Below are 21533 nucleotides of genomic sequence, written 5' to 3'. Positions count from 1 at the left end.
AGAAGGTGGCCCTGGTGGCCTGCATGCGCAAGCTCCTTACCATCCTCAACGCTATGCTCAAACATAAGACCCCTTGGCATCTTTCTCCTAAGGTGATTTATGCCTAACTCTAAAGACGGTTGCTGAGACGCAGTCGAAGCCTGTCCTGAGCCTGGTCGAAGGGAATCTGTTATGACGGTAACTCGGTCCCTCATATCATCGCTATGCTGCGTGTTCCTTTTTACCTCCTACACCCTTATCACCCCCACATCCCCCTCAACGGCAATCCTGGTTCCAAAAGGCTTGGACACATCCTGCATCCAGCCCAGGATCTCATGAGCAACCTGCCCCTGCGCCATTACCGGCCTCCCCCGCTGCCCCATCGGCTCCCCAAACCCCAGGTCGATAGGATATAACCGGACCTCCTTCAAGCTCCCACCGGTGTATCGGCAGACCGCCACCGCGCTTCGATAGAACGCCCTGTGCGCCGCGAACCCGAAACGTCCCCCGTCTGAGCGGGCGTAACCCCAGTCGCCGGCAGCGTGATTGTAGCTAAGTTTTAGGCCTTTATATGCCGGGTCCGGCACCCACTGCACCGTCTCGTTCTGAAAGATAAAGTTGCCCAGGCTATAGAAAATCGGCTTGCCCTTGTATATCTCAATGCCACGGAGAAAATGCGGCCCGTGAGCAAAGAACATAGCGCAGCCCTGGTCAATGCAGAAATGGGCAAACTCCCTTAGAAAGTCCGGCGGTGCGGTGCGGGTGCCGGAGCTCTGCTGCTCGCCGCCAGCGCCGCTTTCGTGGCAGTGTACGCCGTAGATAGGCCACTCCGACGTCAGGCGCGCGCTCCGAATCCACTTCTCAATCCCCGTCAGGTCCTCTTTATTGCAATAGGTCTCCATCGAGTAGTCTTTTCCCAGCTTGAACCGGTTCTCGAAGAACCGCGTCTCCACGGCGCGGTCGTACTCCTCGGCGCCGGTGGGTAGAAAGCGGCGCCGCGCCTCCTCCAGGTCCTCATATCCAAGACCCCGGTTTACCTCGTTGAGCGCCTCGAAGGCCGATTTTGGCACGTTATGTATAAGTGTGTGGCGAAGCGCGTTGACGCCTGGCTTCCCCGGAAACTCGGGCCGCCCGAAACCTGCCCTCGACTCCGGCGAATATGTAGTCGTCGCGCTCATCAGCGCCACCCTCCCTCCCGCCGTGTCGATGTACGCCGGCGCGCGGGCCTCGTCCAGGTTCCGGCCTCCCCCAGCCTGCAACAGCCCCTGCTCCTTGCAGTGTGACAGCGTGGTCATAAACTCGGCTTCGTTGTAGTCGTAAGAGTGGTTGTTGGCCGTGGTCACCGCCCGGAAGCCCATCCACTTCAGTTCCGCCAGGTTAGACGGGTCCGAGACCTGGAAGGAGATAGTGCCCTTGTTGCTCCAGCTCATCTCAAAGTTGTGGAACAGCATCTCCAGGTTCACTAGGCTGGCGTCGGTGGAGCGGATAAGGTCTACCAGCTCGGTGAAAGACGGCTCCTTGAACATCGATATTCGACGCGTAATCATCGCGTCGCCGGCCACCAGGATGCTGATGTTCCCCTTGGGCGAATCGTAGACCATACGCCCTCCCTTACAAGCCTTCCTTAGCCTCAAAGGACATCGTGTACAATAGCCTGCAAATCCAGGCATCGCAAGTGTGGGGGTCGAATATGCTGCCAGATAAAGTCAAACGCTTCATCAAACAGAACCACTACGGCGTAGTATCCACCTTCCGCAAGGACGGGGCCGTACAGATGAGCCTCGTTAGCTGCGGCCCATTCAAAGAAGGTGTAGCCTTCACCACCACCGCCGGCAGGGCCAAGCTCGCCAATCTCAAACGCAACCCCAAGTGCTCTATCCTCGTGTCCCAGCAGGACTGGTGGGGCTACGTGGTCCTGGAGGGCCAGGCCAAAATCATGGACCGCGACAACACCGACCACGAAGAGCTTCGACTGGCCCTCCGAGACGTCTACCGCGCCGCCTCGGGCCAGGAACACCCGGACTGGAATGACTACGACAAGGCCATGACCAAAGACAAACGAGCCGTCGTCATCGTCGAACCCCAACGCATCTACGGCACCAAAGCGTAGCACTATAAGGAGTGAACCTTTGAGTTACCTGACTTGGATCCTCCTCGCCATGGTCAGCTACGGCTTCATGATAACCTTCCTCAAAATAAGCTTACGCAATATCACCCCCGAACTCGCGGTAGTGATAAACAACCTCATCCTTACCGCCGCTGCCATCATATGGGCGGCTGCCAAAGGCACCAGTTTCACGGATGGCCTTGGCGGTAATAAAGCCACCCTGATGCTGCTAATCGCGGGCGTGTTCCTGACCATCAGCGTCATCGGATTCTATACCGCCCTGAGCAAGGCCTCAGCCTCCCAGGTGGTGCCCATCTACGCCATGAACATGGCCGTGGCCGCGGTCCTTGGTTTCCTCTTCTTGGGTGAACACGCCTCGGCGACTAAGGTGATGGGTATCTTGATGGCCGGCGGCGCCATATTCTTACTTACGAGGTGACACCATGATTGGAGTCTTAACTCACCACTGGGCCAAGGCCGACAAAATTCCTGAGGCCAAGCGCCTCCTGGAAGGCAACGGCAAAGCCCAAAGCAGATGGCCCGGCTTTGGCACGCGAGTCACCCTCGTTTCCCACAAGGACCCCTCCAAAATCACCACCCTGGTGACGTGGTCCAGCAACGAGGTCTACGAAGGCTGGCGCGCCAGCCCACAGCGTGCCGCCGCCATGAAAGGCGCCGAGGCGTTGTGGTCTAAGCCCCCGGAGTCCGAAAGGTTTGAGGTGGCTTAAAAGCTAGACGGGCCGTCCGCCGCGGCGGACGGCCCGAGATTGCTCTTACACGCCGGTAAACTTCTTATAGTGCGCGTGCATCCGTCGGATGCAGTCTGATAGCGTCTCTGGTCGCCAGTGGTACCAGCCGTGCGGCTCGCAGTTGTACTGGATGTACTCGGTGTACAGCCCCTTCTCCTTGGCGACGCGGAAGTAGTCGTCCGCCATCGATATTCGCACCCCGTCCCGATCGCCCCACAGTATCAACAGCGGCGTCTTGACCTTATCGATGTTGTAGATGAGCGACCGCTTCATCCAGTGCTCCGGGTTCATGTCCGGCCCGCCCCGGTCGCCAGCCACCACGTCCCCCAGCACCGGCTTACCTGCCCCGTTGCTCATCCGCCACGAGTGGATCAGGTCCGGCGGGCCATAGAAGCAGATGGCCGCCTTCAGCAGGTCCGGGTACCGGAAAATCATGTCGCACACAAAGAACCCGCCCGTGCTGCCTCCCTGCATGACAACCTTGTCCTTGTCCACCAAGCCCTGCTCGATGAGGTGTAAGGCCGAGTACGCGAAATCGTCGATGTCCCCGCCTCCCCAGTCCCCATAGTTCAAAAACTCGTACTGCTTGCCCAGCCCCGCCGACCCCCTCACCTCCGGCGCGACTACCGAGTAGCCCTTCGACACGAAGTATTGGATGATGGGATAAAACCCCCGCACGTGAAGTCCCTTGGTGTTGGCCCGGGCGTAGATGATGAGCGGCGTCTTCTTGTTTCCCGCGTTGGGAGGACGGTACAGGAATGCCGGCACCTCCAGCCCGTCCTTGCTCTTGTACTTGATTAGCTCCGGCTTGACAAAGTTGAAGTTCTCCAGGCCCTTGGGCATTACGTTGGTTATCTGCTTCGGCTCGCCGCCCTCCGCCGGAATGACGATGACCTCGCTGGTGTGCGCGTGGTCCATCCGAGTCGCCACAATGCTCTTGCTGTCCGGCGTCCACCGGATAGTCCCCCGCACTTGGTAGGCGTCGAAGCCGCCATGGACCGCGTCCCCCTTGGTCAGCTGCGCCGGCTTGCTGGACCCGTCGATGGCTACCTTGATGACCTGGAACGTCCACCCCATATTCGCCACGTATGCAATCCACTTCCCGTCCGGCGACACCCGCGGATTGTACTCATCGTAGTCGCCGCTGGTTGGGAAGCTTATCTTGCCCGTAGCGACGTCGATGACCCCAACCTTCCTGAAGTTGCTCTTGTCGCTGGTGAACACCAGCTTCTTCCCGTCCGTTGACCACCTGGGCCTGTAGTCGTAATGCTCGAAGGTGTTCGGCGTCATGTTCCGCGCCTCGCCGCCTTCGATGGGCGCTATCCATACGTCCATCCTCTTGAAGTCCGCGTACCCCGACCTGTCCGACATGAAGCACACGTGCTTGCCGTCCGGCGACACGAAGACGTCCGTCGAGTTGAACTCCTCATTGGTAATCCAGTGAGGCCGTATCTTCCCCGTCGGCACCGCCGTGGGCACCGAGCACACCTGCATGTACCCGTTGCCGCCGATGTGTATGAACACGATGCGCTTGCCGTCCGGTGTCCACCGAATGAACTCGTGCCCTCGTGACGGTCCCCAGCCGTAGGTGAGGTTGATGGGCGGCTCCGAGCCGTCGGCCCGTATCTTGAAAGCGTCGTTTCGAGCCGTCCACGCCACCCACTGTCCGTCTGGTGACCACGACGGGTTCAGGCACTCCTCCGGGTACATGTCCACCAGCCGCCGGTTGTTCTTCCCGTCGATGTCGCACACCCACAGGTCATAGCCGCCGCTCTGGGCGGAAACATACGCGATGCGCTTCCCGTCCGGCGACAGGTCGAGATGCTCCACCTTCGAGTTGGTGGCGGCCAGAAGGTCTATGATGGGGTCGTCGGGCAGTTGAGGCGCTTCCTTATATGTAGCGCCGCGAGAGTAATGGGCAGGCATGTCGAGACTCCTTAAGGTTCAGAGATGGCGGTATTCTAGCACCAAGGGTTGAAGTATTGACAATGTAGGGTAGTTGAGGCAGCTTGGAAGCGTTTTGGTCGCACCACTGACAAATCCTTGTTGCCACCCCCTTGACCGTCGTGGTATTATCCCAAGGTTACGAAAAAAGCAAACGCAGTGATGGGGAGCAGTAGCTCTACCCTGGCCTTTCAGAGACCTGCCGGTAGGTGCAAGGCAGGAAGCCCAGGTGGCGAACTCGCCCCGGAGCGGCCAGTCCGAAAACTTAACGTAGGACTGAACGGAACGCACCGTTAAAGCGCCGAGCGTCCCGATTTTATCGGGGAAGTAGGGTGGTACCGCGGGAATTATGCCCGTCCCTTTTGTGGACGGGTTTTTTATTTTGGAAAAGGTTGGGTGTATGAAGGGTTGCTACAGTTTGGAGGTTGCAGGCGCAGACCGCCGACCGGAGGGGGGCTATGGCAGCGCTCTCTCTGGCGGCCTGCGTTGTCCTTAGTTAGGGATGGGATGACCGCTCCGATTCATCGGAGTGGTCTTTAAGAGGTCGGGCGCATCCAGGAAATAAAAAGGACAACGCGAGAAAGGAAACCATCATGGCGCAGGATATTGTAAAGATTTTCGACACCACCCTCCGCGACGGCGAACAGACCGCCGGCGCAGGCATGACTACCTCCGAAAAGCTGGAGGTCGCTAAACAGCTCGAAAGGCTAGGCATCGATATCATAGAAGCCGGCTTCGCCGCCAGCTCCCCCGGCGACTTCGAGGCCGTCTCCACCATCGCCCGCGAGGTCCGCGGCGCCTCCATCGCCTCCCTCGCCCGCGCCCACCCCAACGACGTCGACAAGGCCTGGGAAGCCCTCCGCGAGGCCGAGCGCCCTCGAATCCACGTATTCGTCTCCAGTTCCGACATCCATCTCATGCACCAGCTCAAGAAGAACCGCGAAGAGGTCCTGGAGATGGCGGTGAACATGGTGGCCCGGGCCAAGAGTTACTGCCCTGACATCGAATTCTCCGCCATGGACGCCAGCCGCACCGACCCCCAGTTCCTCTACCTCATGCTTAAGTCCGTCATCGACGCCGGCGCCACCACCCTTAACATACCCGACACCGTCGGCTACTCCATCCCTGAGGAGTTCGGCAACCTTATCCGCCGCATCCGCGAGAACGTCCCCAACATCCACAAGGCCACCATCAGCGTCCACTGCCACGACGACCTGGGTCTCGGCGCCGCCAACAGCATCGCCGCTATCCAGGCCGGCGCGCGGCAGGTGGAGGGGTGCATCAACGGCCTTGGCGAGCGCGCGGGCAACGCAGCCCTGGAAGAGATCATCATGGCCATCGAGACCCGCAAGGACTTCCTGGGCGTCAAGACCAACATCGACACCACCCAGATATACCGCACCAGCCGCCTAGTCAGCGACATTTCCGGCTTCCCAGTCCAGCCAAACAAGGCCATCGTCGGCCAGAACGCCTTCCGACACGCCTCAGGCATCCACCAGGACGGCGTCATCAAAGCCCGCAACACCTATGAAATCATGGACCCCGCCTCCATCGGTTGGCACAGCGGCAACTCCCTGGTCCTCGGCAAACTCAGCGGTCGCGCCGGCCTCCGCGCCCGTCTCGAGGAACTGGGCTACAAACTGTCCAAGGACGAGCTGGACCAGGTCTTCGAGTCTTTCAAGCGATTGGCCGACAAGAAGCGCGAGGTCACTGACCGCGACCTCGAGGCGCTAATGTCCGACCAGACCCGCGCCGCCACCGAGGCCCCCGCCTACACCCTCGACCACGTCCAGGTCTCCTGCGGCAACCACCAGGTAGCCACAGCCACGGTGCGCCTCATCGGCCCCGACGGCAAGCCCCAGACCGATGCCGCCACCGGCACCGGCCCCATCGACGCGGCCTATAAGGCCATAAACCAAATCGTAAAAGCCCCCAACAAGCTGGCCGAGTACAACGTCAAAGCCATTACTGAGGGCATCGATGCGTTGGGCGAGGTCACCGTCCGCATTGAAAGCGGCGATAGGCTCTACGTCGGCAAGGGCTCCGATACGGACATCATCGTAGCCAGCGCCAAGGCCTACATGAACGCCCTTAACAGACTGCTGGCTATGGAAGGCGCACAGAAACGCTCGTCCATGGTGGGGATGCCTAACCCATAGCATTATCGACTTTACACTAGTTCGAGCAGCATACGCAGGCGTCCACAGCCTGCGTATGCTGCTTAAGACCGAATTCGAAATAGGTGTGACTATGCCCCCCAAAACAACGTTCGAAAAAATCTGGTACGCCCACGTAGTCCATGAGGAACCGGGCAAGCCTACCCTCCTGTACATAGACCTCCACCTCGTCCACGAGGTCACCTCCCCCCAGGCCTTCGATGGCCTTCGCATGGCGGGCCGCCGCCTCCGCCGCGCCGACCTCACCATCGCCACCGTTGACCACAACATCCCTACCTGGGAGCGCACCAAGCCCATCACCGACGACATCGCCCTGGCTCAGATAAAAGCCCTGGAGAAGAACGTCAAGGAATTCGGCGTCAAGTATTACGGCATGACCAGCCCCAACCAGGGCATCGTCCACATTATCGGCCCCGAGATGGGCTACACCCAGCCCGGCAAGACCATCGTCTGCGGCGACAGCCATACCTCCACCCACGGCGCCTTCGGCGCTCTGGCCTTCGGCATCGGCACCTCGGAGGTGGAGCACGTCCTGGCGACTCAGTGCATCCTGCAGAACAAGCCCAAGACCATGGAGATTAGGGTTAACGGCCTGCTCCCCTTCGGCGTGACCGCCAAGGACCTCATCCTCGGTATCATCGGCCAGATAGGCATCGACGGCGCCACCGGCCACGTCATCGAATACACCGGCGAGGCCGTCCGAGGCCTGTCCATGGAAGGCCGAATGACCGTCTGCAACATGTCCATCGAGGCCGGTGGCCGAGCAGGCATGATCGCCCCCGACGACACTACCTTCGCATATGTGAAAGGCCGTCCCCACGCCCCCAAAGGTAAGGCCTGGGATGAAGCCGTCGAACGATGGCGCCGCCTGCCCACCGACCCTGGCGCTAAATATGACAAAGTAGTCCATGTCGACGCCGCTAAACTGGAGCCCTTCGTGACGTGGGGCACCAACCCGGGCATGGTGGCCCCCGTCACTGGCCGCGTCCCCGACCCCGCCTCCTTCAAATCGACTTCTGACAAGCAGGCGGCGGAACGGGCCTTAGACTACATGGGCCTGGAACCCAACGTCCCCATTCAGAACGTTGCCATCGACCGCGTCTTCCTTGGCTCCTGCACCAACGCCCGATTGGAAGACCTGCGCAACGCCGCAGGGGTGGTCAAAGGCAAAAAGGTGAACCCTAAGGTCTACGCCATGGTCGTTCCAGGCTCAGCCCTGGTCAAAAAGCAAGCCGAGGCTGAAGGCCTCGACCGCGTATTCAAGGACGCCGGCTTCGACTGGCGCGAGGCGGGTTGCTCCATGTGCCTCGGCATGAACCCCGATATTCTCCAACCCGGCCAGCGCTGCGCCTCCACCTCCAACCGCAACTTCGAGGGCCGCCAGGGCAAAGGCGGCCGCACCCACCTGGTCAGCCCTCAGATGGCCGCCGCAGCCGCCATCGCGGGCCATTTTGTGGATATAAGGGAGTGGAAATAACTTCTCCTATTACAAACCTAGGAGGTGAGAAGCTCGTGCTAACTCAAAACGACAATCGCAGAACATGTGCATACTGTGGGAGGCGATTCTTCGTTCCAAGCACCAATAGCGGCAACGGATATCTGAGAAGAGAAAGAGATCATATTATTCCGGACAAGCACGGTCGTGGTGGCTGTGACTGTTCTGAGAACACAGCATATGACTGTTCAAGCTATGATGGATGTAACGAAACAAAAGGGGACCGAACTCCTCTTGAATATTACGGTTTTCTTCTTGCAGATGGCAGGTTTGACGCTGGAGGGTACTCCCCAATGCAAAGGAGCAATTCTTGATTCGTTGTACGAAGTTAGAATCATCAGCTATCTATCACCTTAAAAAAGAACATAATCGTAGACCATTTTACTGCAAAAAATTGGATGCAGAGCCAAGGCTTGGCATTATACGAGTAAGGGTTTTAGACACTAGAAAATAAGCCGCCATGCTTAAGAAAACCACAGTTTACATAAACGCTGATCTCTATGAGGCGCTTAGGTTGAAGGAATCAAATACCAGCCAGTCATTTTCCAGCCTGGTCAATGAGGCGGTGCGTCACGTTTTGGAAGAGGACGCTGAGGATTTGGCTGCCTTTGAAGAAACTGCCCATGAGCCTTATATTCGCTTTGAAGATGTATTGAAGAAGCTTTCGACAAGGGAGAACTAGATGCAACCCTTCACCAAACACACCGGCGTCGCCGCCCCCCTCGACCGCGTCAACGTCGACACCGACCAGATCATCCCCAAGCAGTTCCTCAAGCGCATCGAGCGCACCGGCTACGGCCAGTTCCTCTTCAACGACTGGCGCTTCCTCCCCGACGGCAAGCCCAATCCTGAATTCGTCCTGAACCAGCCCCGCTATAAAGGCGCCACGGTATTGCTGGCCGGCCGCAATTTCGGCTGCGGCTCCTCCCGCGAGCATGCCCCCTGGGCCCTGGGCGACTACGGCTTCCGCGCCGTCATCGCCTCCGGCTTCGCCGATATTTTCCGCAACAACTGCTTCCAAAACGGTCTCTTGCCCGTCCAGTTGACCGATGAGCAGATGGCAACTCTGATGTCTAGGGCCAAGACCAAGCCTGGGTATAAGGTGACCGTGGACTTAGAGGCTCAGATGATTACGGACTCGGAGGGCTTCGAGGCCTCCTTCGAAGTCGACCCCTTCCGCCGCTACTGTCTCCTCAACGGTCTGGACGACATCGGCCTCTCCCTGCTGAATGAGGACAAAATCACTGCCTACGAACGTAAGGCAGGCATAGCCTAATGAACTTCTCCATCGCAGTCCTCCCAGGCGACGGCATCGGTCCCGAGGTCGTCGAGCAGGGCGTCAAAGCCCTCGGCGCCGTGGGCGGCCTCTACGGTCATGCCTTCAAGCTCTCCTACGGCGACATCGGCGGAGTAAGCATAGACAAGCATGGCGTCGCCTTGCGCGACGAGACTCTGGAGATGTGCCGCCGTAGCCATGCCATCCTCTTCGGCGCGGTAGGCGGCCCCAAATGGGACGACCCCAAAGCCAAAGTCCGACCCGAGCAAGGGTTGCTGGCGCTGCGCAAGGGATTAAACCTCTTCGCCAACCTGCGGCCCGTCAAAGTGTTCCCGCAGCTTATCGACGCCAGCCCCGTTAAGGCCGAAGTCCTCAAGGGCGTCGACATGATGGTGGTGCGAGAGCTCACCGGCGGCCTCTATTTCGCCAAACCTAAACGTCGGTGGCAGACCCCCACCGGCCGCCGCGGTGTCGATACCCTCCGCTACACTGAGGCCGAGATCTGCCGCATCCTCCATGTAGGTTTCCAACTAGCCAGGACGCGTCGTAAAAAACTCATCTCGGTGGACAAGGCCAACGTGCTGGAAACGTCCCGCCTGTGGCGGGAACTAGCTGTTGAAGTTTCGAGAGAGTACCCGGACGTAGCCTTAGATCACATGCTGGTAGACACAGCAGCCATGCAGCTAGTCCGCGCCCCGTCCAAGTTCGACGTAATAGTCACCGAAAACACCTTCGGCGACATCTTGACTGATGAAGCCGCCGTGCTGGCAGGCTCCATGGGCATGCTGCCCTCCGCCAGCCTCGCCCCCTCCGCCAAGAGTGCTGGTGGGCCTGCACTGGGACTCTATGAGCCTATCCACGGCAGCGCCCCTGACATCGCTGGCAAAGGCATCGCAAATCCCGTAGCCACCCTTTTAAGCGTCGCTATGATGCTGCGGCTGTCCTTGGGCTTAAATCGAGAGGCCGAGTCAATAGAGCGGGCAGTGGAGCTGGCTCTGGCTGACGGTTATAGGACTGCTGACATAGCCAAGCCAGGAAGCAAGCCCCTTAGCACCGCTGAGATGGGCCGTCGCGTAACTGGACTGGTCGCCGCGGCTTAGGCTTAGCGCCGCCCCGCTACAGCTTTATCGCGTCCCTGGCGGTAACGCTCAGCATTGGATAGGACGCGCTTCCTAAGGCGTATGTTCTTCGGCGTGACCTCCACCATCTCGTCATCGACGATGAAGTCCAGCGCCTCCTCCAAGGTCATCCGAATTGGCGGGCTGAGCTTCACAGCGATGTCTGAGGTCGATGATCGGATATTGGTCAGCTTCTTTTCCTTGCAGACGTTGACCTCCATATCCCGGTCCCGCGCGTGCATCCCCACTATCATACCCTCGTAAATCGCCATTCCCGGTTCTACAAAAGTGGACCCGAGTTCCTGCGCGTGATTGAGGCCGTAGGCCACCGCCGTCCCCGTCTCCGACGCCACCATCACTCCCGTCCTGGTAGACCTCAAGTCCCCTTGCATCGCCTCGTAGCCCAGTAATATCGAGTTCATTACCCCGTTGCCTCGCGTCGCCTTCATAAAGAACCGCTGGAAGCCAATGAGGCCGCGAGTCGGAATCTTATACTCCACATGCAGCCGGCCCTGTCCCGTAGGCCGCATGTCCGTCATCTGCGCCAGCCGCGCCGACAGGTTCTCCGTCAGCAGGCCAATGGAGTCCTCAGTGATGTCCAGGAACAGCTGCTCGTAAGGCTCCATCTTCTGCCCGTCTACCGCCTTTATGATAGCCTCAGGCCTGGAGACTTGGAACTCATACCCCTCGCGCCGCATGGTCTCGATGAGTATCGCCAGATGAAGCTCGCCGCGCCCTGATACCAGGAAAACATCGGCGCTGTCCGTATCCTGCACTCGAAGGCTGACGTTGGTCCGTAGCTCCCGCTGCAACCGGTCCCTAAGCTGTCGGGAGGTCAAATACTTGCCGTCCTGCCCTGAGAACGGCGATGTGCTGACGCCAAAGGTCATCTGCACCGTCGGCTCTCCTATGTCGATGCCTGGGAGTGCCTCCGGTGCCTCCTCGGCGGTAATGGTGTCGCTGATAGCAGCGTCTTCCAAACCCGCCAGCGCAATGATTTCGCCCGATTCGGCTTCGGTGACCTCTTTCTGTTGCAAGCCCTGGTACACGTAAAGGTTTGTGGCCTTGTGTTTGCTCATCGCGCCGGAGCGGGTGATGCGCGCCAGCGAGTCGCCCACCTTGATCTTGCCCCGCGCAATGCGTCCAATGGCTATCTGGCCGATGTGGCTGGAATAGTTTAGCGCCGTCACCAGCATCTGGAACCCGCCCTCCAGGTTGCCCGATGGCGGCGGCACATGCTTGAGAATAGCCTCGAAAAGTGGCTCTAGGCTCTTGGGCGTGTCCTCCAGCTTCTCTAGCGCGTAGCCCCCCTTAGCGTTGGCGTAGAGAATTGGAAAATCGAGCTGGCTGTCTTCCGTCGCCAGTTCTAGGAACAGGTCCTGCACCAGCCCCACCACCTCCTGTGGTCTGGCAAAGGGCCTGTCTATCTTGTTGATTACGACAATAGGCTTCAGGCCCTTCCGGAAGGCATGGCGCAGCACAAACCGGGTCTGCGGCATAGGCCCGTCCACGGCATCCACCACCAATAGGCAACCGTCGGCCATATTCAGTACCCGCTCCACCTCGCCGCTGAAGTCGGCATGCCCCGGCGTATCGATGACGTTAATCTTGACGCCGCGATATGTGATAGCCGTGTTCTTGGCCAGTATAGTAATGCCCTTCTCACGCTCTAGCTCGTTGGAGTCCATTATGAGTTCGCCCACGGCCTGGTTCTCCCGGAAGACCTGGCCCTGCTTCAGCAGGGCGTCCACCAGTGTAGTCTTGCCGTGGTCCACGTGGGCGATGATAGCGATATTTCGAAGAGGTAAGGCCATAGTCCCTTTACGTCAAAAAAACTGGCCTTCGGGCCAGTTAATAAATCAATTATAGCATAGCGCGGGAGTTGCGATGGGCAAGAACGTCCGCAGGTCTAGCTGGTTTTTGTCGGAGCGTCCCAGCACCGCGTCAGGTCCGCCAAATCTTGAACAGTCATCAGAACACCCTCGCTAGGAAATGGGCTGTTTTTCCCCTTTGGCACTCGTGCTATGAAGGGTGTGCCTGCCTCCACAGCCCCGTGGTAATCGTCAATGGCGTCGCCAATGAACAGCACCTCGCCGGGCGTCAAGCTAAACTCAGCCATAAGGTCTTTCAGTATCTGGGCCTTCTTCCTGGGCGACCCGTATATCGCCTTGAAATACCCGGCAATGCCCCGGCGCTTCATCTGGCCGCGAAGCTCCTCCTGCGGCGTGCCCGATGCAATGAACAGCGGGTACCTTGGCGCCATCGTCTTCAAAAACTCTTCAGCGCCGCGGACAAATGGGCACACCATCAACTGCCCGTCGACAAGGTTGCCAAGGGCCCGGTTCAGCCGCTCCATCTCATCGTCACCTAGAGGCTTCTTCAAGAAATCGCGGTATATAATGCGGAACTTCTCAAACCGCGACATGCCGCCGTGGGCAAGGTGCAGCTTCACAATGGCGTCGCCATGCTCTGGGTAGTCCGAGAAAAGGCGTCGAAAGGCTTCAGCCTTGATCTGATTGGACTCCAGCACCACACCATCGAAGTCCAGGACCATGGCTCGGAGACTTTTTGAAGGCATGTTCGCTGCTTGCTTGAGACTCAATCTGGTCACTTCTCCTAGTCGCGCGTATCGTAAGTATAACGTAATCACCTGTTAGCGGCGTCCTAAATCATTAGCAGGCAATCTTGAATGCCCCCCGCCATCCGACTATTATTAGGTGTGACGCCCCTGCCTGGTCGTGTAGTAACTTGACTAAGAGGTGAAGCTATGGCGGCCTACAAGCCCAACGTTGTCCTTGCCACCAAGACCTTCGACGTGGTGGGTACCCGTCCCCTGCGCCATGACGGCACTGACAAAGTGACGGGTGCGGCTAAATACGGCGCCGATTTCAACCCTGTCCGCCTGCTCTACGGCAGGATACTCCGCAGCCCTCATGCCCACGCTCGCATCAAGTCCATCGACGCCAGCAAGGCCCTCAAGCTGGATGGCGTCAAAGCCGTGGTTACCGCCCGGGACTTTCCGTCCATGAAAGCCGGCAAGACCATAAACCTGGGCGAAGGTTCGGATAAGCTCGACTACATCCGAGAGAACGTCATGGCCAGCCGCAAGGCCTTGTACAGAGGCCACGCCGTCGCCGCCGTCGCCGCCACCAGCCCCCATATCGCGGAGGAAGCCTTATCTCTTATCAAAGTCGAATATGAAGTCCTCCCGCCGGTCCTTACCGCCCCGGAAGGTGCCGACCGCAATGCCCCCATCCTCCACGACAACCTGTTTACTGAAGGCAGCGGCAAAAAGCCCTCCAAGCCCAGCAACGTGGCGCGGCGGCTTTTCCACGCCCAGGGCGATGTTGAAAAAGGCTTCGCCAAAGCAGATGTCATCGTCGAGCGCGAGTTCACTAACAAGACTGTGCATCAGGGGTATATCGAACCCCACAGCGCCGTGGCCCACTGGAACCAGGACGGACGTGTGACCGTGTGGTGCACCACTCAAGCACCCTTCGGCGTCCGGGACACCACGGCGGAGCTTCTGGACATGCCAGCCTCCCAGGTGCGTCTGATCCCCACCGAAATCGGCGGCGGCTTCGGCGGCAAGATACCTGTCTATCTAGAGCCCGTCGCGGCGCTCCTCTCCAAGAAGACCGGCGCGCCCGTCAAAATAGTAATGTCCCGTAAGGAAGTCCTGGAGGGCACTGGCCCCACCTGCGGCGCCTACATGAAGGTCAAGCTCGGTGCCACCAGGAAAGGAAAAATGGTCGCCGCCCAGGCCAGCCTCGCCTACGAGGCTGGCGCCTTCCCGGGATCGCCCGTATCCGCGGGGGCCCAGTGTATCTTCTCTTGCTACGACATCCCCAACATGGAGGTGGAAGGCCTGGACGTGGTGGTGAACAAGCCCAAGACCGCCGCCTACCGCGCCCCTGGCGCTCCCAACGCCGCCTTCGCTATGGAGCAGATGGTCGACGAGCTGGCGCGAAAGCTAGACCTGGACCAGATAGAGTTCCGTCTCATGAACGCCTCCAAAGAAGGTGCGCGGCGGGTAGACGGCCCTACGCAAAAACGCATCGGCCTCATCGAGATGCTAGAGGCCATGAAAGATCACCCCCACTACAAGTCTAAGCTGAAGGAACCCAACACCGGTCGCGGCGTCGCCATCGGCTTCTGGTTCAACGTGGGCCTGCCCTCCAGCTGCAATGTCGCCGTCAATCGAGACGGCACCATCAACCTCGTCGAAGGCAACCCGGACATCGGCGGCACCCGCACCTCCATCGCCATGCAGGCCGCCGAGGTCCTCGGTATCCCCGCCGAAGATGTCCACCCCACAGTAGTGGACACAGACCTCATCGGTTACACCGCCCTAACCGCCGGCAGCCGCACCACCTTCGCCACCGGCTACGCCGCCTACGAGGCCGCCCAGGACGCCAAGCGGCAGCTAATCCAGCGCGCCGCCGATATTTGGGACGTGGACTCCAAGGGCGTCGAGTTGAAGAAGGGCGTCTACCAGTCTAAAACCGACCCTGAACTTAATATGACCTTCAAGGAGCTGGCCGCCAAGCTGGATGACACCGGCGGGCCTATTATGGGCCGGGGCACGGTAGATCCTAAAGGTGTCGGGGCCTCGGTGGCGGGGAACATTGTGGACGTGCGTGTGGACCCGGAGACCGGTAAGGTGGATATCCTTCGCTTCACCGCCTTCCAGGACGCGGGCAAAGCCGTGCACCCCAGCTACGTGGAAGGCCAAATGCAGGGCGGCAGCGTTCAGGGCATCGGCTGGGCGCTGAACGAGGAGTACTTTTACAACGACAAGGGCGACATGGCCAACAGCAGCCTCCTCGACTACCGAATGCCCACCAGCCTGGACCTGCCCATGATCGATACCGTTATTATCGAAGTTCCCAACCCCGGCCACCCCTTCGGTGTGCGGGGCGTCGGCGAGGCTTCCATCGTGCCCCCTATGGGGGCTGTAGCCAACGCCATCCACGGCGCCCTGGGAGTGCGAATGACGCGCCTGCCCATGAATCCCGGGGCCATCCTGGAGACCCTGTGGAGCGAGTGCAAGAACGGACGCGGCAAGAACGGCCGCAAGTAGCTCATTCTTCCACTAATGATCGTCAAGAGCTAGTGCTGATACTGTACGATAGTACAGCATCCATCGATGGCTCTAACTGGGCGTCTGCCTGCGGGTTTCCATAAAATGAGTGATAGCCGGTAAAATCGTGTGGGAATGCTGTGAATAATGTGGACTTATTTGGAGAGTCGCAGTACATTATAAGTCGCCCAGACCCCTGGTGCTTCATAATCGCTTTCAGGCTTGCCTCTTTCGGCTGGTAGGGCAAGTCCTGGCGCATAAACAACAGGCCCTCGAACACAGGATTGAGTTCGTCAAGCCGGATTCAAGGCCTGGAGGACAATGAACAAGACTGGGTATAAGGCGGTCCAGTCTCTAGCTTCCAGCGGAAGATGGCAGGAGCTGGAGGCTGCTCTCAGCGCCATGGCCGGCTCCGACTCTACGCTCGACCCTGGCCTCATGCTGCTGCAAGCGGAATGTGCGCTAAGGCTTCAGCGCCCTCACGAGACCGTCAGCATAGCCACCAGCATCCTGTCCGACGGCGACGTTCTTCCGACGCCAGTCCGCGCCAAGGCATTGCTGCTAAGGGCCTCGGCTTCTCGTCTAAGAGGTTATATCAAGGTAGCCTTGGAAGACGCGGAGGCCGGACTGGCCCTGCTTAAAGGTCCTGCTGAAGCTCCTGAGATGAGGATAGAGGGTTCTCGCCAGCTAGGACTTATCTACGGCGCCACGGGCGATTTGGACCAGGCCATACAATACCTGGAGGAAGCCCTCGGTCTCTGCGCCCGCTCCGGGGACTTGAACCTGAGCGCCGCCGTCCATCACAACCTGGGCACGGCTTTCGCCCATCTGGGTCGCCTCTCTGAAGCCCAGGTGCATTTCAACCACGCCCGCTCCTGCTACGAGAAGATTGGAAACCGGCTGGAGCTAAGCGAGGTGCTGAACAATCTCGCCCAGTCCTACGCCGACATGGGGTTATTTGAGCAGGCGCTGACCTATTTCCACCAGGGCCTCAATTTGGCCAAAGAGCACAATTACCGGCGGGTGGAAGCCATCGCGCTTATGGGTATCGGCGACGCCCTCAAGGAAAAGGGCCGTTTCGATGAGGCCTTGGAGCACTATCGCAGCAGCTTTGACCCGGCCCGGGACGCCCTGGAACCGCGGCTCCTATGCTACGCCAACATGGGTATCGGCAATGTGTACATGTCCGTGGGACGTCGTGACCAGGCCAGGACTCACTTCCTGCAGGCTAATTATGAGGCCAGGCGGTTGGGACTCAAATATGAGCTCGGACTGATCACCCTGGCCCAGGGCTTCCTGGACGCCGCCGACAAGAATCTGGATAAGGCCAAGGTCAAGATCCAGGAGTCAATAGACACCCTGGAGGGCGCGGGAGCGGTGCGGGAGGTAGTTAAGGCCAGGCTGGGCCAAGCGGATGTTCTCTACCGGTTGCGCGGCTGGCCTGAGCTGGATCAATCCCTGCTGGACCTCGCCACCCTGGTGCGCCGCCTGGACCTCCAAGAGCTGTTGTGCCTTGAAGGCCGGCGAATGATTGAGGTGATGAAATACGGGGCCAAGAGGCAGATTGGCGAGAATCTCTTCGTGGAAGTGTATGCTCGTCTCAAAGTCGCCCAGGAAAAGGACATCGAGGTCTCTGATCCTGCTATTATCTCGCCCAGGTTGACGCCCACGTACCCCAGGCTGGAAGTCATCAGCTTCGGCGATGCCCAGGTTCTGGTAGACGGTGAAAAGATAACTCAGGCCCAATGGGAGAGCCAGAAGGCCAAAGAGTTGTTCTTTTCCTTTTGTGCCATCGAGAAGGCAGGCGGAGAGAAGAGCTGCTGGAAATCTTATGGCCGGAGCTCTCGCCCAGCCTCAGCAGGAATGCTTTTTACAACAACGTTTATCGAGCCAGAAAAGCCCTCTACAAAGAATGCCTTATCCAGGAAGGCGGAACATATAAAATCAACTCCAAAGGCCTTCTCAGGTTCGACTTGGAGGAGTTCAGGGATTTAATCGAACGGGCGGAGAAGCTTCCGCGCATGGATGCGGAGCGAACGGAACTGCTCGGCAAGGCTGTCGAACTATACCAGGGCGGTTTCATTAAAGAGTTCTACTCGGAGTGGGCTGAAACCATTCGCAACGATGCCGAAATCCAATATCTAAGGGCCTTGTCCCAATTAGCGGGATTCCACTTGGCGAGACGCAACTTTGATGAAGCGGCTGCGCTTCTAGAGAAAGCCCTCCATTATGACCGGACCGACATTGGCGCCCACGAGGAGTTAATTAAGCTGTGTTTCCTCGCCGGTAATCGACCGGAGGCGTTGAGACGCTACAGGCTCTATTCGGACGTCAGCTTAAAAGAACTTGGCGCTAAGCCTCCAAAAAGCCTTGAGCAGCTCCGTGTGGAAGCGGCCTCAAGAAGCTAGAAGGGTCCGCTATCCATGACGCATCAGGCTGCCCTAGAGTGGGCAGCCTTTTTATTTTCTCCCCGCCTTGTGAGCATTTCGTGAGCATAGACCTTCATCATTAGTGCAACGAAATTAGGAGGTCGGGTTATGAAGAACTTAAAGGCAAAGATCGCTATCCTAGTCTCCGCGCTGGTCGCTACCGCTGCGGCGTTGGCCGCCCTGGCTCCTTATAGCTGGTCTCCATAAGTCTCATAACCTAATAATCTTACAGTTATGGCACTGAGGGGCGGTGGTGGTTAGCCGCAAGCCGCAGTGCCATTTTTGTATGTACGCTGATTTTCAAGAGGCCTTTCTTGATAAAAGGATTCCTGATCAATATAGACTCCCTCACTCACTTGAAATGGTCTTGGGTGTTATGCGGGGCCCTGCTGTTTCAACTCGCCGGCATTTATCTCATGCCCATTGAGGCTTACGGCGGGTTCATAACCGCGGCTCTAGCAGGCTCCTATCTGTTGCTGCTGGCGGGTGTAGTCGCCAACCTGAGAGTCCTCGGCTTCAAGGTAATGTTTGCCGGCGCGGCGCTAAATTTTTTGGTCATAGCCTTCAACAGTTGGCGAATGCCCGTCACGCCGGAAGCCCTGCGCAAGGCTGGCTTCATAGAAGAGTCTGTCTTCGCTCCTGGTTCTCAGCTTCCAGACCCAAAAAACATCTTGCTGCTGGAAGAAGAAACAAACCTAGCGCTATTCTCGGACATTATCCCCTCTACCTTCCCTATCCACTCTGTCTGGAGCATCGGCGACCTGTTGATTATCCTCGGGCTGATGCTGGTGCTGCTAAAGCTGGGCAGAGCCTTGCTCTCGAATTCGACGCCGCAAAAATCTACCTCGCCGGGCAGTTCCGCTGACCACTCGCTCGCGACGGAGAAACTAACTTCGGCGCATCAACTTAAAGAGGTGAAACAGTGAAGACAGCGCCGCAAAACATGACCGCGGCTAAAGCCCAGCCGTGGGACACGGAACTGATGGCACTGGTAGCTTGGGCTAATGAGGCCCAGGCCAATAGGCTGATGGCTAAGGGATTGATTCATGACATCAACAACTTGCTGCAGGTCATAAGCGGCACAATTGATCTTGTGACCTTGTCTAATGAGCGGCCTGGGAGCAAGTCCATGCTGGATTCTCTTAAGGGCGTCACTCTAGACATTAAAGAGATGGTTAAGCGCCTTTCAGTCAAAGAGGTGATCCAGAATCCAGTGGCCAGGCAGGTCGTTCTGTTGGACAAAGTGCTGACTGAGGCTATCAGATACGTGGAACCTTACAGGCTCGAACTGGCCAGAATATACGGAGCCGATGTCAAAGCAAAGATCGAATTACACGACCATCGGCCGCTCATCGGCGACGAAGTGCTTTTGCGGTCGGCCCTGGTCAACCTCTTGATTAATGCCCTGGACGCCATGAACGAAAAGGGCGGCACCTTGACCGTGGCGTCCAGCCCGAGAGAGTCCATGACGGAGGTCTTGGTTAGCGACACTGGAACGGGGATTAATCCGGAAGACCAGGCAAGAATATTCGAACCCTTCTTCTCAGGAAAAGGCAATGCTCACACAGGCATTGGCCTCACAGTAGTCAAGCACGTAGTATCTGCCCATGGTGGGCGCATCAGCTTCAAAAGCAAGGCAGGAAAAGGGACTACTTTCTCTATCCTGCTCCCCGCCGTCCAACAGCCCTAAGGTGACTGAAGGCGTCGCATCCCAGGGCGCTAGAATTCTGCTGGTGGAAGGCCATGAGCTGGTGGGCCGCTTACTTTCTTCCACTTTTGAGCAGCTAGGCTACATTCCAATCCTTACCACTACCGCCGCTGAGGCCGTGGCCTTTGCTAGTCTTGAAGGTGTATCGCTGGTGCTCATGGACCTGAACTTGCCCGACGCCAGCGGCCTGGAAGCAGCCAAGCGCCTCCATGAGATGAACCCTGACCTCCCGATCATCCTCACCAGCGCGTGGCCTCTCCAGGTTACCAAAGAACGCCTTGCCCTGTCCGGCATCAGACATTTCCTAGAAAAACCTTTTAGCATCACAGAACTTCAAGGTCTGCTAAAAGAACTCCTGTGTAAAACGACAGACGTGAATTAATTCTTAAGACATCCATAGTTACGAAGTGCCTCTGTCCGAACCACGCTCATCCCCAACCAAACAATATCTGACTCTACTCACTCAGCTTTGCACGAAAACTCGGTGTACCCCTGGTCCGGAAGCGGATATGAAGCGTAACATCTCGGTGGGGGCCTTTGGGCAGGCTCCCATCTGGTCCTCCCTCGGCCTGAAAGATCCGCTATCTTTAAGCGTATATGGCGCAGTCCGATGCAATCGGACCGTCCTAAGTATGGTCGAAGCAGGGGGTTGTGGTGGCTTTTCTCTTCCCCTTCCCGAAAAGGAAGGGGCTGCAAGCTCGCCGTGGCGAGATAAAGGAGCTGGTGGACCCGAATGAGACCAACACCCCACCTGCCCGCGCAAAGCCCCTCTATCCAAAGCTTAATAAAACCATGGCGACCCGGAGGGGATTCGAACCCCCGATCTCTGCCTTGACAGGGCAGTATGTTTGGCCGCTACACCACCGGGCCGTTAGCGTACAAAATGATACTAGGGTTAGCGCTGTTAAGTGTCAATACGGGCAAGGGTGGAGCTAGGCTCGCGCCGGGCCGACGGCCCGGCCTTCAGAAGCTTCAACCAATGCCGTTGAAGCCCACCGTGACCTTGTCCCCTTCCACAATCACCGGCGTAATTCTTTCGCCGCCGGCCAGTCGCTCCAACTCCGGTATCGCTTCGGGCTGCAACGAAATGTCTATCTCGCGGTACTTAACGCCCCTGTTGTCATAGTCGAATTTCACCGCCGCGGAGAACCCGCAGTCTGGATGGGTATAGACTATGATTTCCGGAGCACTTGTATCCGACAAGCTCGGCACCTCTTACGCTTTTCGCAAACGATTATAGCCTATCCGGCCCTCTTTTTAAACCTATGCGGCTAGGACGCGGCATACTTCTGGGGCTCCTTATCGAAGGCCCGTTTGCACCCTGGCGCGCAGAAATAGTAGGCCTTCCCCCCATGCTCCGACTTGCCTCCTGGAGTGTTGGATATGTCCACCTCCATCTTGCACACCGGGTCTATCGCTATCTTTTTATCTTTCCCGGACCGAAAAATCCTTTCAAATATGCCTGCCA

General features: G+C 58.2%; 21 protein-coding genes and 1 tRNA gene. 15 read left to right on the top strand and 7 right to left on the bottom strand.

The features are described from left to right. On the top strand, window positions 1-107 hold a 107-nt coding region (locus FJ320_04395), incomplete at its 5' end, for an IS110 family transposase (protein MBM3925214.1). Between the two features lie 120 nt (window positions 108-227). Here the strand turns inward: FJ320_04395 and FJ320_04390 are convergent. Then, window positions 228-1649: a CapA family protein gene (locus tag FJ320_04390; protein ID MBM3925213.1), complete on the bottom strand. Its 1422-nt coding sequence runs from the start codon at window positions 1647-1649 to the stop codon at window positions 228-230. 20 nt (window positions 1650-1669) lie between these two features. Here FJ320_04390 and FJ320_04385 point away from each other — a divergent pair, with 20 nt between their 5' ends. From FJ320_04385 to FJ320_04375, 3 genes are read left to right on the top strand one after another with little or no spacing between them, the layout of a single operon-like run. After that, complete coding sequence (locus FJ320_04385) at window positions 1670-2089, top strand: PPOX class F420-dependent oxidoreductase (protein ID MBM3925212.1); 420 nt, start codon at window positions 1670-1672, stop codon at window positions 2087-2089. 19 nt (window positions 2090-2108) lie between these two features. Beyond that, window positions 2109-2525, top strand: a complete 417-nt coding sequence (locus FJ320_04380) for a hypothetical protein (GenBank protein ID MBM3925211.1) — start codon at window positions 2109-2111, stop codon at window positions 2523-2525. Between the two features lie 4 nt (window positions 2526-2529). Continuing rightward, on the top strand, window positions 2530-2814 hold the full coding sequence (locus tag FJ320_04375; GenBank protein ID MBM3925210.1) for a hypothetical protein: 285 nt from the start codon (window positions 2530-2532) through the stop codon (window positions 2812-2814). Window positions 2815-2859: 45 nt separating this feature from the next. Here FJ320_04375 and FJ320_04370 read toward each other — a convergent pair whose 3' ends face one another. Continuing rightward, on the bottom strand, window positions 2860-4761 hold the full coding sequence (locus FJ320_04370; GenBank protein ID MBM3925209.1) for a S9 family peptidase: 1902 nt from the start codon (window positions 4759-4761) through the stop codon (window positions 2860-2862). A 611-nt stretch (window positions 4762-5372) separates the two neighbouring features. Between FJ320_04370 and FJ320_04365 the strand changes: the two genes are divergently transcribed. The 5 genes from FJ320_04365 (at window position 5373) to leuB (ending at window position 10827) form a co-directional block, all read left to right on the top strand. Further along, on the top strand, window positions 5373-6938 hold the full coding sequence (locus tag FJ320_04365) for a 2-isopropylmalate synthase (GenBank protein MBM3925208.1): 1566 nt from the start codon (window positions 5373-5375) through the stop codon (window positions 6936-6938). Window positions 6939-7029: 91 nt separating this feature from the next. Then, a complete protein-coding gene (gene leuC / locus FJ320_04360) occupies window positions 7030-8433 on the top strand; it encodes a 3-isopropylmalate dehydratase large subunit (protein MBM3925207.1) in 1404 nt (467 codons plus the stop codon). 478 nt (window positions 8434-8911) lie between these two features. Continuing rightward, window positions 8912-9133 carry a CopG family transcriptional regulator gene (locus tag FJ320_04355; protein ID MBM3925206.1) on the top strand — a complete coding sequence of 74 codons (222 nt, stop codon included), beginning with the start codon at window positions 8912-8914 and terminating at the stop codon, window positions 9131-9133. Continuing rightward, complete coding sequence (gene leuD, locus FJ320_04350; GenBank protein ID MBM3925205.1) at window positions 9134-9727, top strand: 3-isopropylmalate dehydratase small subunit; 594 nt, start codon at window positions 9134-9136, stop codon at window positions 9725-9727. Continuing rightward, the gene (gene leuB, locus FJ320_04345; GenBank protein ID MBM3925204.1) at window positions 9727-10827 is read left to right on the top strand and encodes a 3-isopropylmalate dehydrogenase; all 1101 of its coding nucleotides are present in this window, start codon (window positions 9727-9729) and stop codon (window positions 10825-10827) included. Before leuD ends, leuB begins: the two co-directional genes overlap by 1 nt. Before the next feature lie 2 nt (window positions 10828-10829). Here the strand turns inward: leuB and typA are convergent, their stop codons facing one another. Continuing rightward, the gene (gene typA, locus FJ320_04340) at window positions 10830-12659 is read right to left on the bottom strand and encodes a translational GTPase TypA (GenBank protein MBM3925203.1); all 1830 of its coding nucleotides are present in this window, start codon (window positions 12657-12659) and stop codon (window positions 10830-10832) included. Window positions 12660-12754: 95 nt separating this feature from the next. Further along, window positions 12755-13423 (bottom strand): HAD family hydrolase, encoded by a 669-nt coding sequence (locus tag FJ320_04335; GenBank protein ID MBM3925202.1) that lies wholly within the window; start codon window positions 13421-13423, stop codon window positions 12755-12757. A gap of 189 nt (window positions 13424-13612) precedes the next feature. Between FJ320_04335 and FJ320_04330 the strand changes: the two genes are divergently transcribed. The 6 genes from FJ320_04330 (at window position 13613) to FJ320_04305 (ending at window position 20447) form a co-directional block, all read left to right on the top strand. Continuing rightward, entirely contained in the window at window positions 13613-15928 is a 2316-nt protein-coding gene (locus FJ320_04330; GenBank protein ID MBM3925201.1) for a xanthine dehydrogenase family protein molybdopterin-binding subunit, read from the top strand. 321 nt (window positions 15929-16249) lie between these two features. Beyond that, window positions 16250-17923, top strand: coding sequence for a tetratricopeptide repeat protein (locus FJ320_04325; GenBank protein ID MBM3925200.1), 1674 nt, complete (start codon window positions 16250-16252; stop codon window positions 17921-17923). Then, on the top strand, window positions 17674-18336 hold the full coding sequence (locus tag FJ320_04320; GenBank protein MBM3925199.1) for a hypothetical protein: 663 nt from the start codon (window positions 17674-17676) through the stop codon (window positions 18334-18336). Before FJ320_04325 ends, FJ320_04320 begins: the two co-directional genes overlap by 250 nt. Window positions 18337-18713: 377 nt before the next feature. After that, window positions 18714-19283, top strand: a complete 570-nt coding sequence (locus FJ320_04315) for a hypothetical protein (protein ID MBM3925198.1) — start codon at window positions 18714-18716, stop codon at window positions 19281-19283. Continuing rightward, window positions 19280-20047 (top strand): HAMP domain-containing histidine kinase, encoded by a 768-nt coding sequence (locus FJ320_04310; GenBank protein ID MBM3925197.1) that lies wholly within the window; start codon window positions 19280-19282, stop codon window positions 20045-20047. Before FJ320_04315 ends, FJ320_04310 begins: the two co-directional genes overlap by 4 nt. Beyond that, window positions 19965-20447: a response regulator gene (locus tag FJ320_04305; GenBank protein ID MBM3925196.1), complete on the top strand. Its 483-nt coding sequence runs from the start codon at window positions 19965-19967 to the stop codon at window positions 20445-20447. Before FJ320_04310 ends, FJ320_04305 begins: the two co-directional genes overlap by 83 nt. 411 nt (window positions 20448-20858) lie before the next feature. Here the strand turns inward: FJ320_04305 and FJ320_04300 are convergent. From FJ320_04300 to FJ320_04290, 3 genes are all read right to left on the bottom strand, one after another. Then, window positions 20859-20935 (bottom strand) — tRNA-Asp (locus FJ320_04300). A 102-nt stretch (window positions 20936-21037) separates the two neighbouring features. Then, window positions 21038-21277 carry a glutaredoxin family protein gene (locus FJ320_04295; protein MBM3925195.1) on the bottom strand — a complete coding sequence of 80 codons (240 nt, stop codon included), beginning with the start codon at window positions 21275-21277 and terminating at the stop codon, window positions 21038-21040. 59 nt (window positions 21278-21336) lie between these two features. Continuing rightward, a complete protein-coding gene (locus FJ320_04290; GenBank protein MBM3925194.1) occupies window positions 21337-21486 on the bottom strand; it encodes a YHS domain-containing protein in 150 nt (49 codons plus the stop codon). Between the last annotated feature and the right edge of the window lie 47 nt (window positions 21487-21533).

It is taken from the genome of SAR202 cluster bacterium, from assembly GCA_016872285.1.
Taxonomy (GTDB): Bacteria; Chloroflexota; Dehalococcoidia; order Lucifugimonadales.
The sequence above is the reverse complement of the archived record's forward strand: the minus strand, read 5'-3'. Positions and strand labels throughout refer to the sequence as shown.

What these genes read in the sequence shown, in the direction of transcription:
- FJ320_04390 (MBM3925213.1), bottom strand. Translation starts at nt 1,649, where the DNA reads ATGCCTGGATTTGCAGGCTATTGTACACGATGTCCTTTGAGGCTAAGG.
- FJ320_04385 (MBM3925212.1), top strand. Translation starts at nt 1,670, where the DNA reads ATGCTGCCAGATAAAGTCAAACGCTTCATCAAACAGAACCACTACGGC.
- FJ320_04375 (MBM3925210.1), top strand. Translation starts at nt 2,530, where the DNA reads ATGATTGGAGTCTTAACTCACCACTGGGCCAAGGCCGACAAAATTCCT.
- FJ320_04370 (MBM3925209.1), bottom strand. Translation starts at nt 4,761, where the DNA reads ATGCCTGCCCATTACTCTCGCGGCGCTACATATAAGGAAGCGCCTCAA.
- FJ320_04365 (MBM3925208.1), top strand. Translation starts at nt 5,373, where the DNA reads ATGGCGCAGGATATTGTAAAGATTTTCGACACCACCCTCCGCGACGGC.
- leuC (MBM3925207.1), top strand. Translation starts at nt 7,030, where the DNA reads ATGCCCCCCAAAACAACGTTCGAAAAAATCTGGTACGCCCACGTAGTC.
- FJ320_04355 (MBM3925206.1), top strand. Translation starts at nt 8,912, where the DNA reads ATGCTTAAGAAAACCACAGTTTACATAAACGCTGATCTCTATGAGGCG.
- leuD (MBM3925205.1), top strand. Translation starts at nt 9,134, where the DNA reads ATGCAACCCTTCACCAAACACACCGGCGTCGCCGCCCCCCTCGACCGC.
- leuB (MBM3925204.1), top strand. Translation starts at nt 9,727, where the DNA reads ATGAACTTCTCCATCGCAGTCCTCCCAGGCGACGGCATCGGTCCCGAG.
- typA (MBM3925203.1), bottom strand. Translation starts at nt 12,659, where the DNA reads ATGGCCTTACCTCTTCGAAATATCGCTATCATCGCCCACGTGGACCAC.
- FJ320_04335 (MBM3925202.1), bottom strand. Translation starts at nt 13,423, where the DNA reads ATGCCTTCAAAAAGTCTCCGAGCCATGGTCCTGGACTTCGATGGTGTG.
- FJ320_04330 (MBM3925201.1), top strand. Translation starts at nt 13,613, where the DNA reads ATGGCGGCCTACAAGCCCAACGTTGTCCTTGCCACCAAGACCTTCGAC.
- FJ320_04325 (MBM3925200.1), top strand. Translation starts at nt 16,250, where the DNA reads ATGAACAAGACTGGGTATAAGGCGGTCCAGTCTCTAGCTTCCAGCGGA.
- FJ320_04320 (MBM3925199.1), top strand. Translation starts at nt 17,674, where the DNA reads ATGGGAGAGCCAGAAGGCCAAAGAGTTGTTCTTTTCCTTTTGTGCCAT.
- FJ320_04305 (MBM3925196.1), top strand. Translation starts at nt 19,965, where the DNA reads ATGGTGGGCGCATCAGCTTCAAAAGCAAGGCAGGAAAAGGGACTACTT.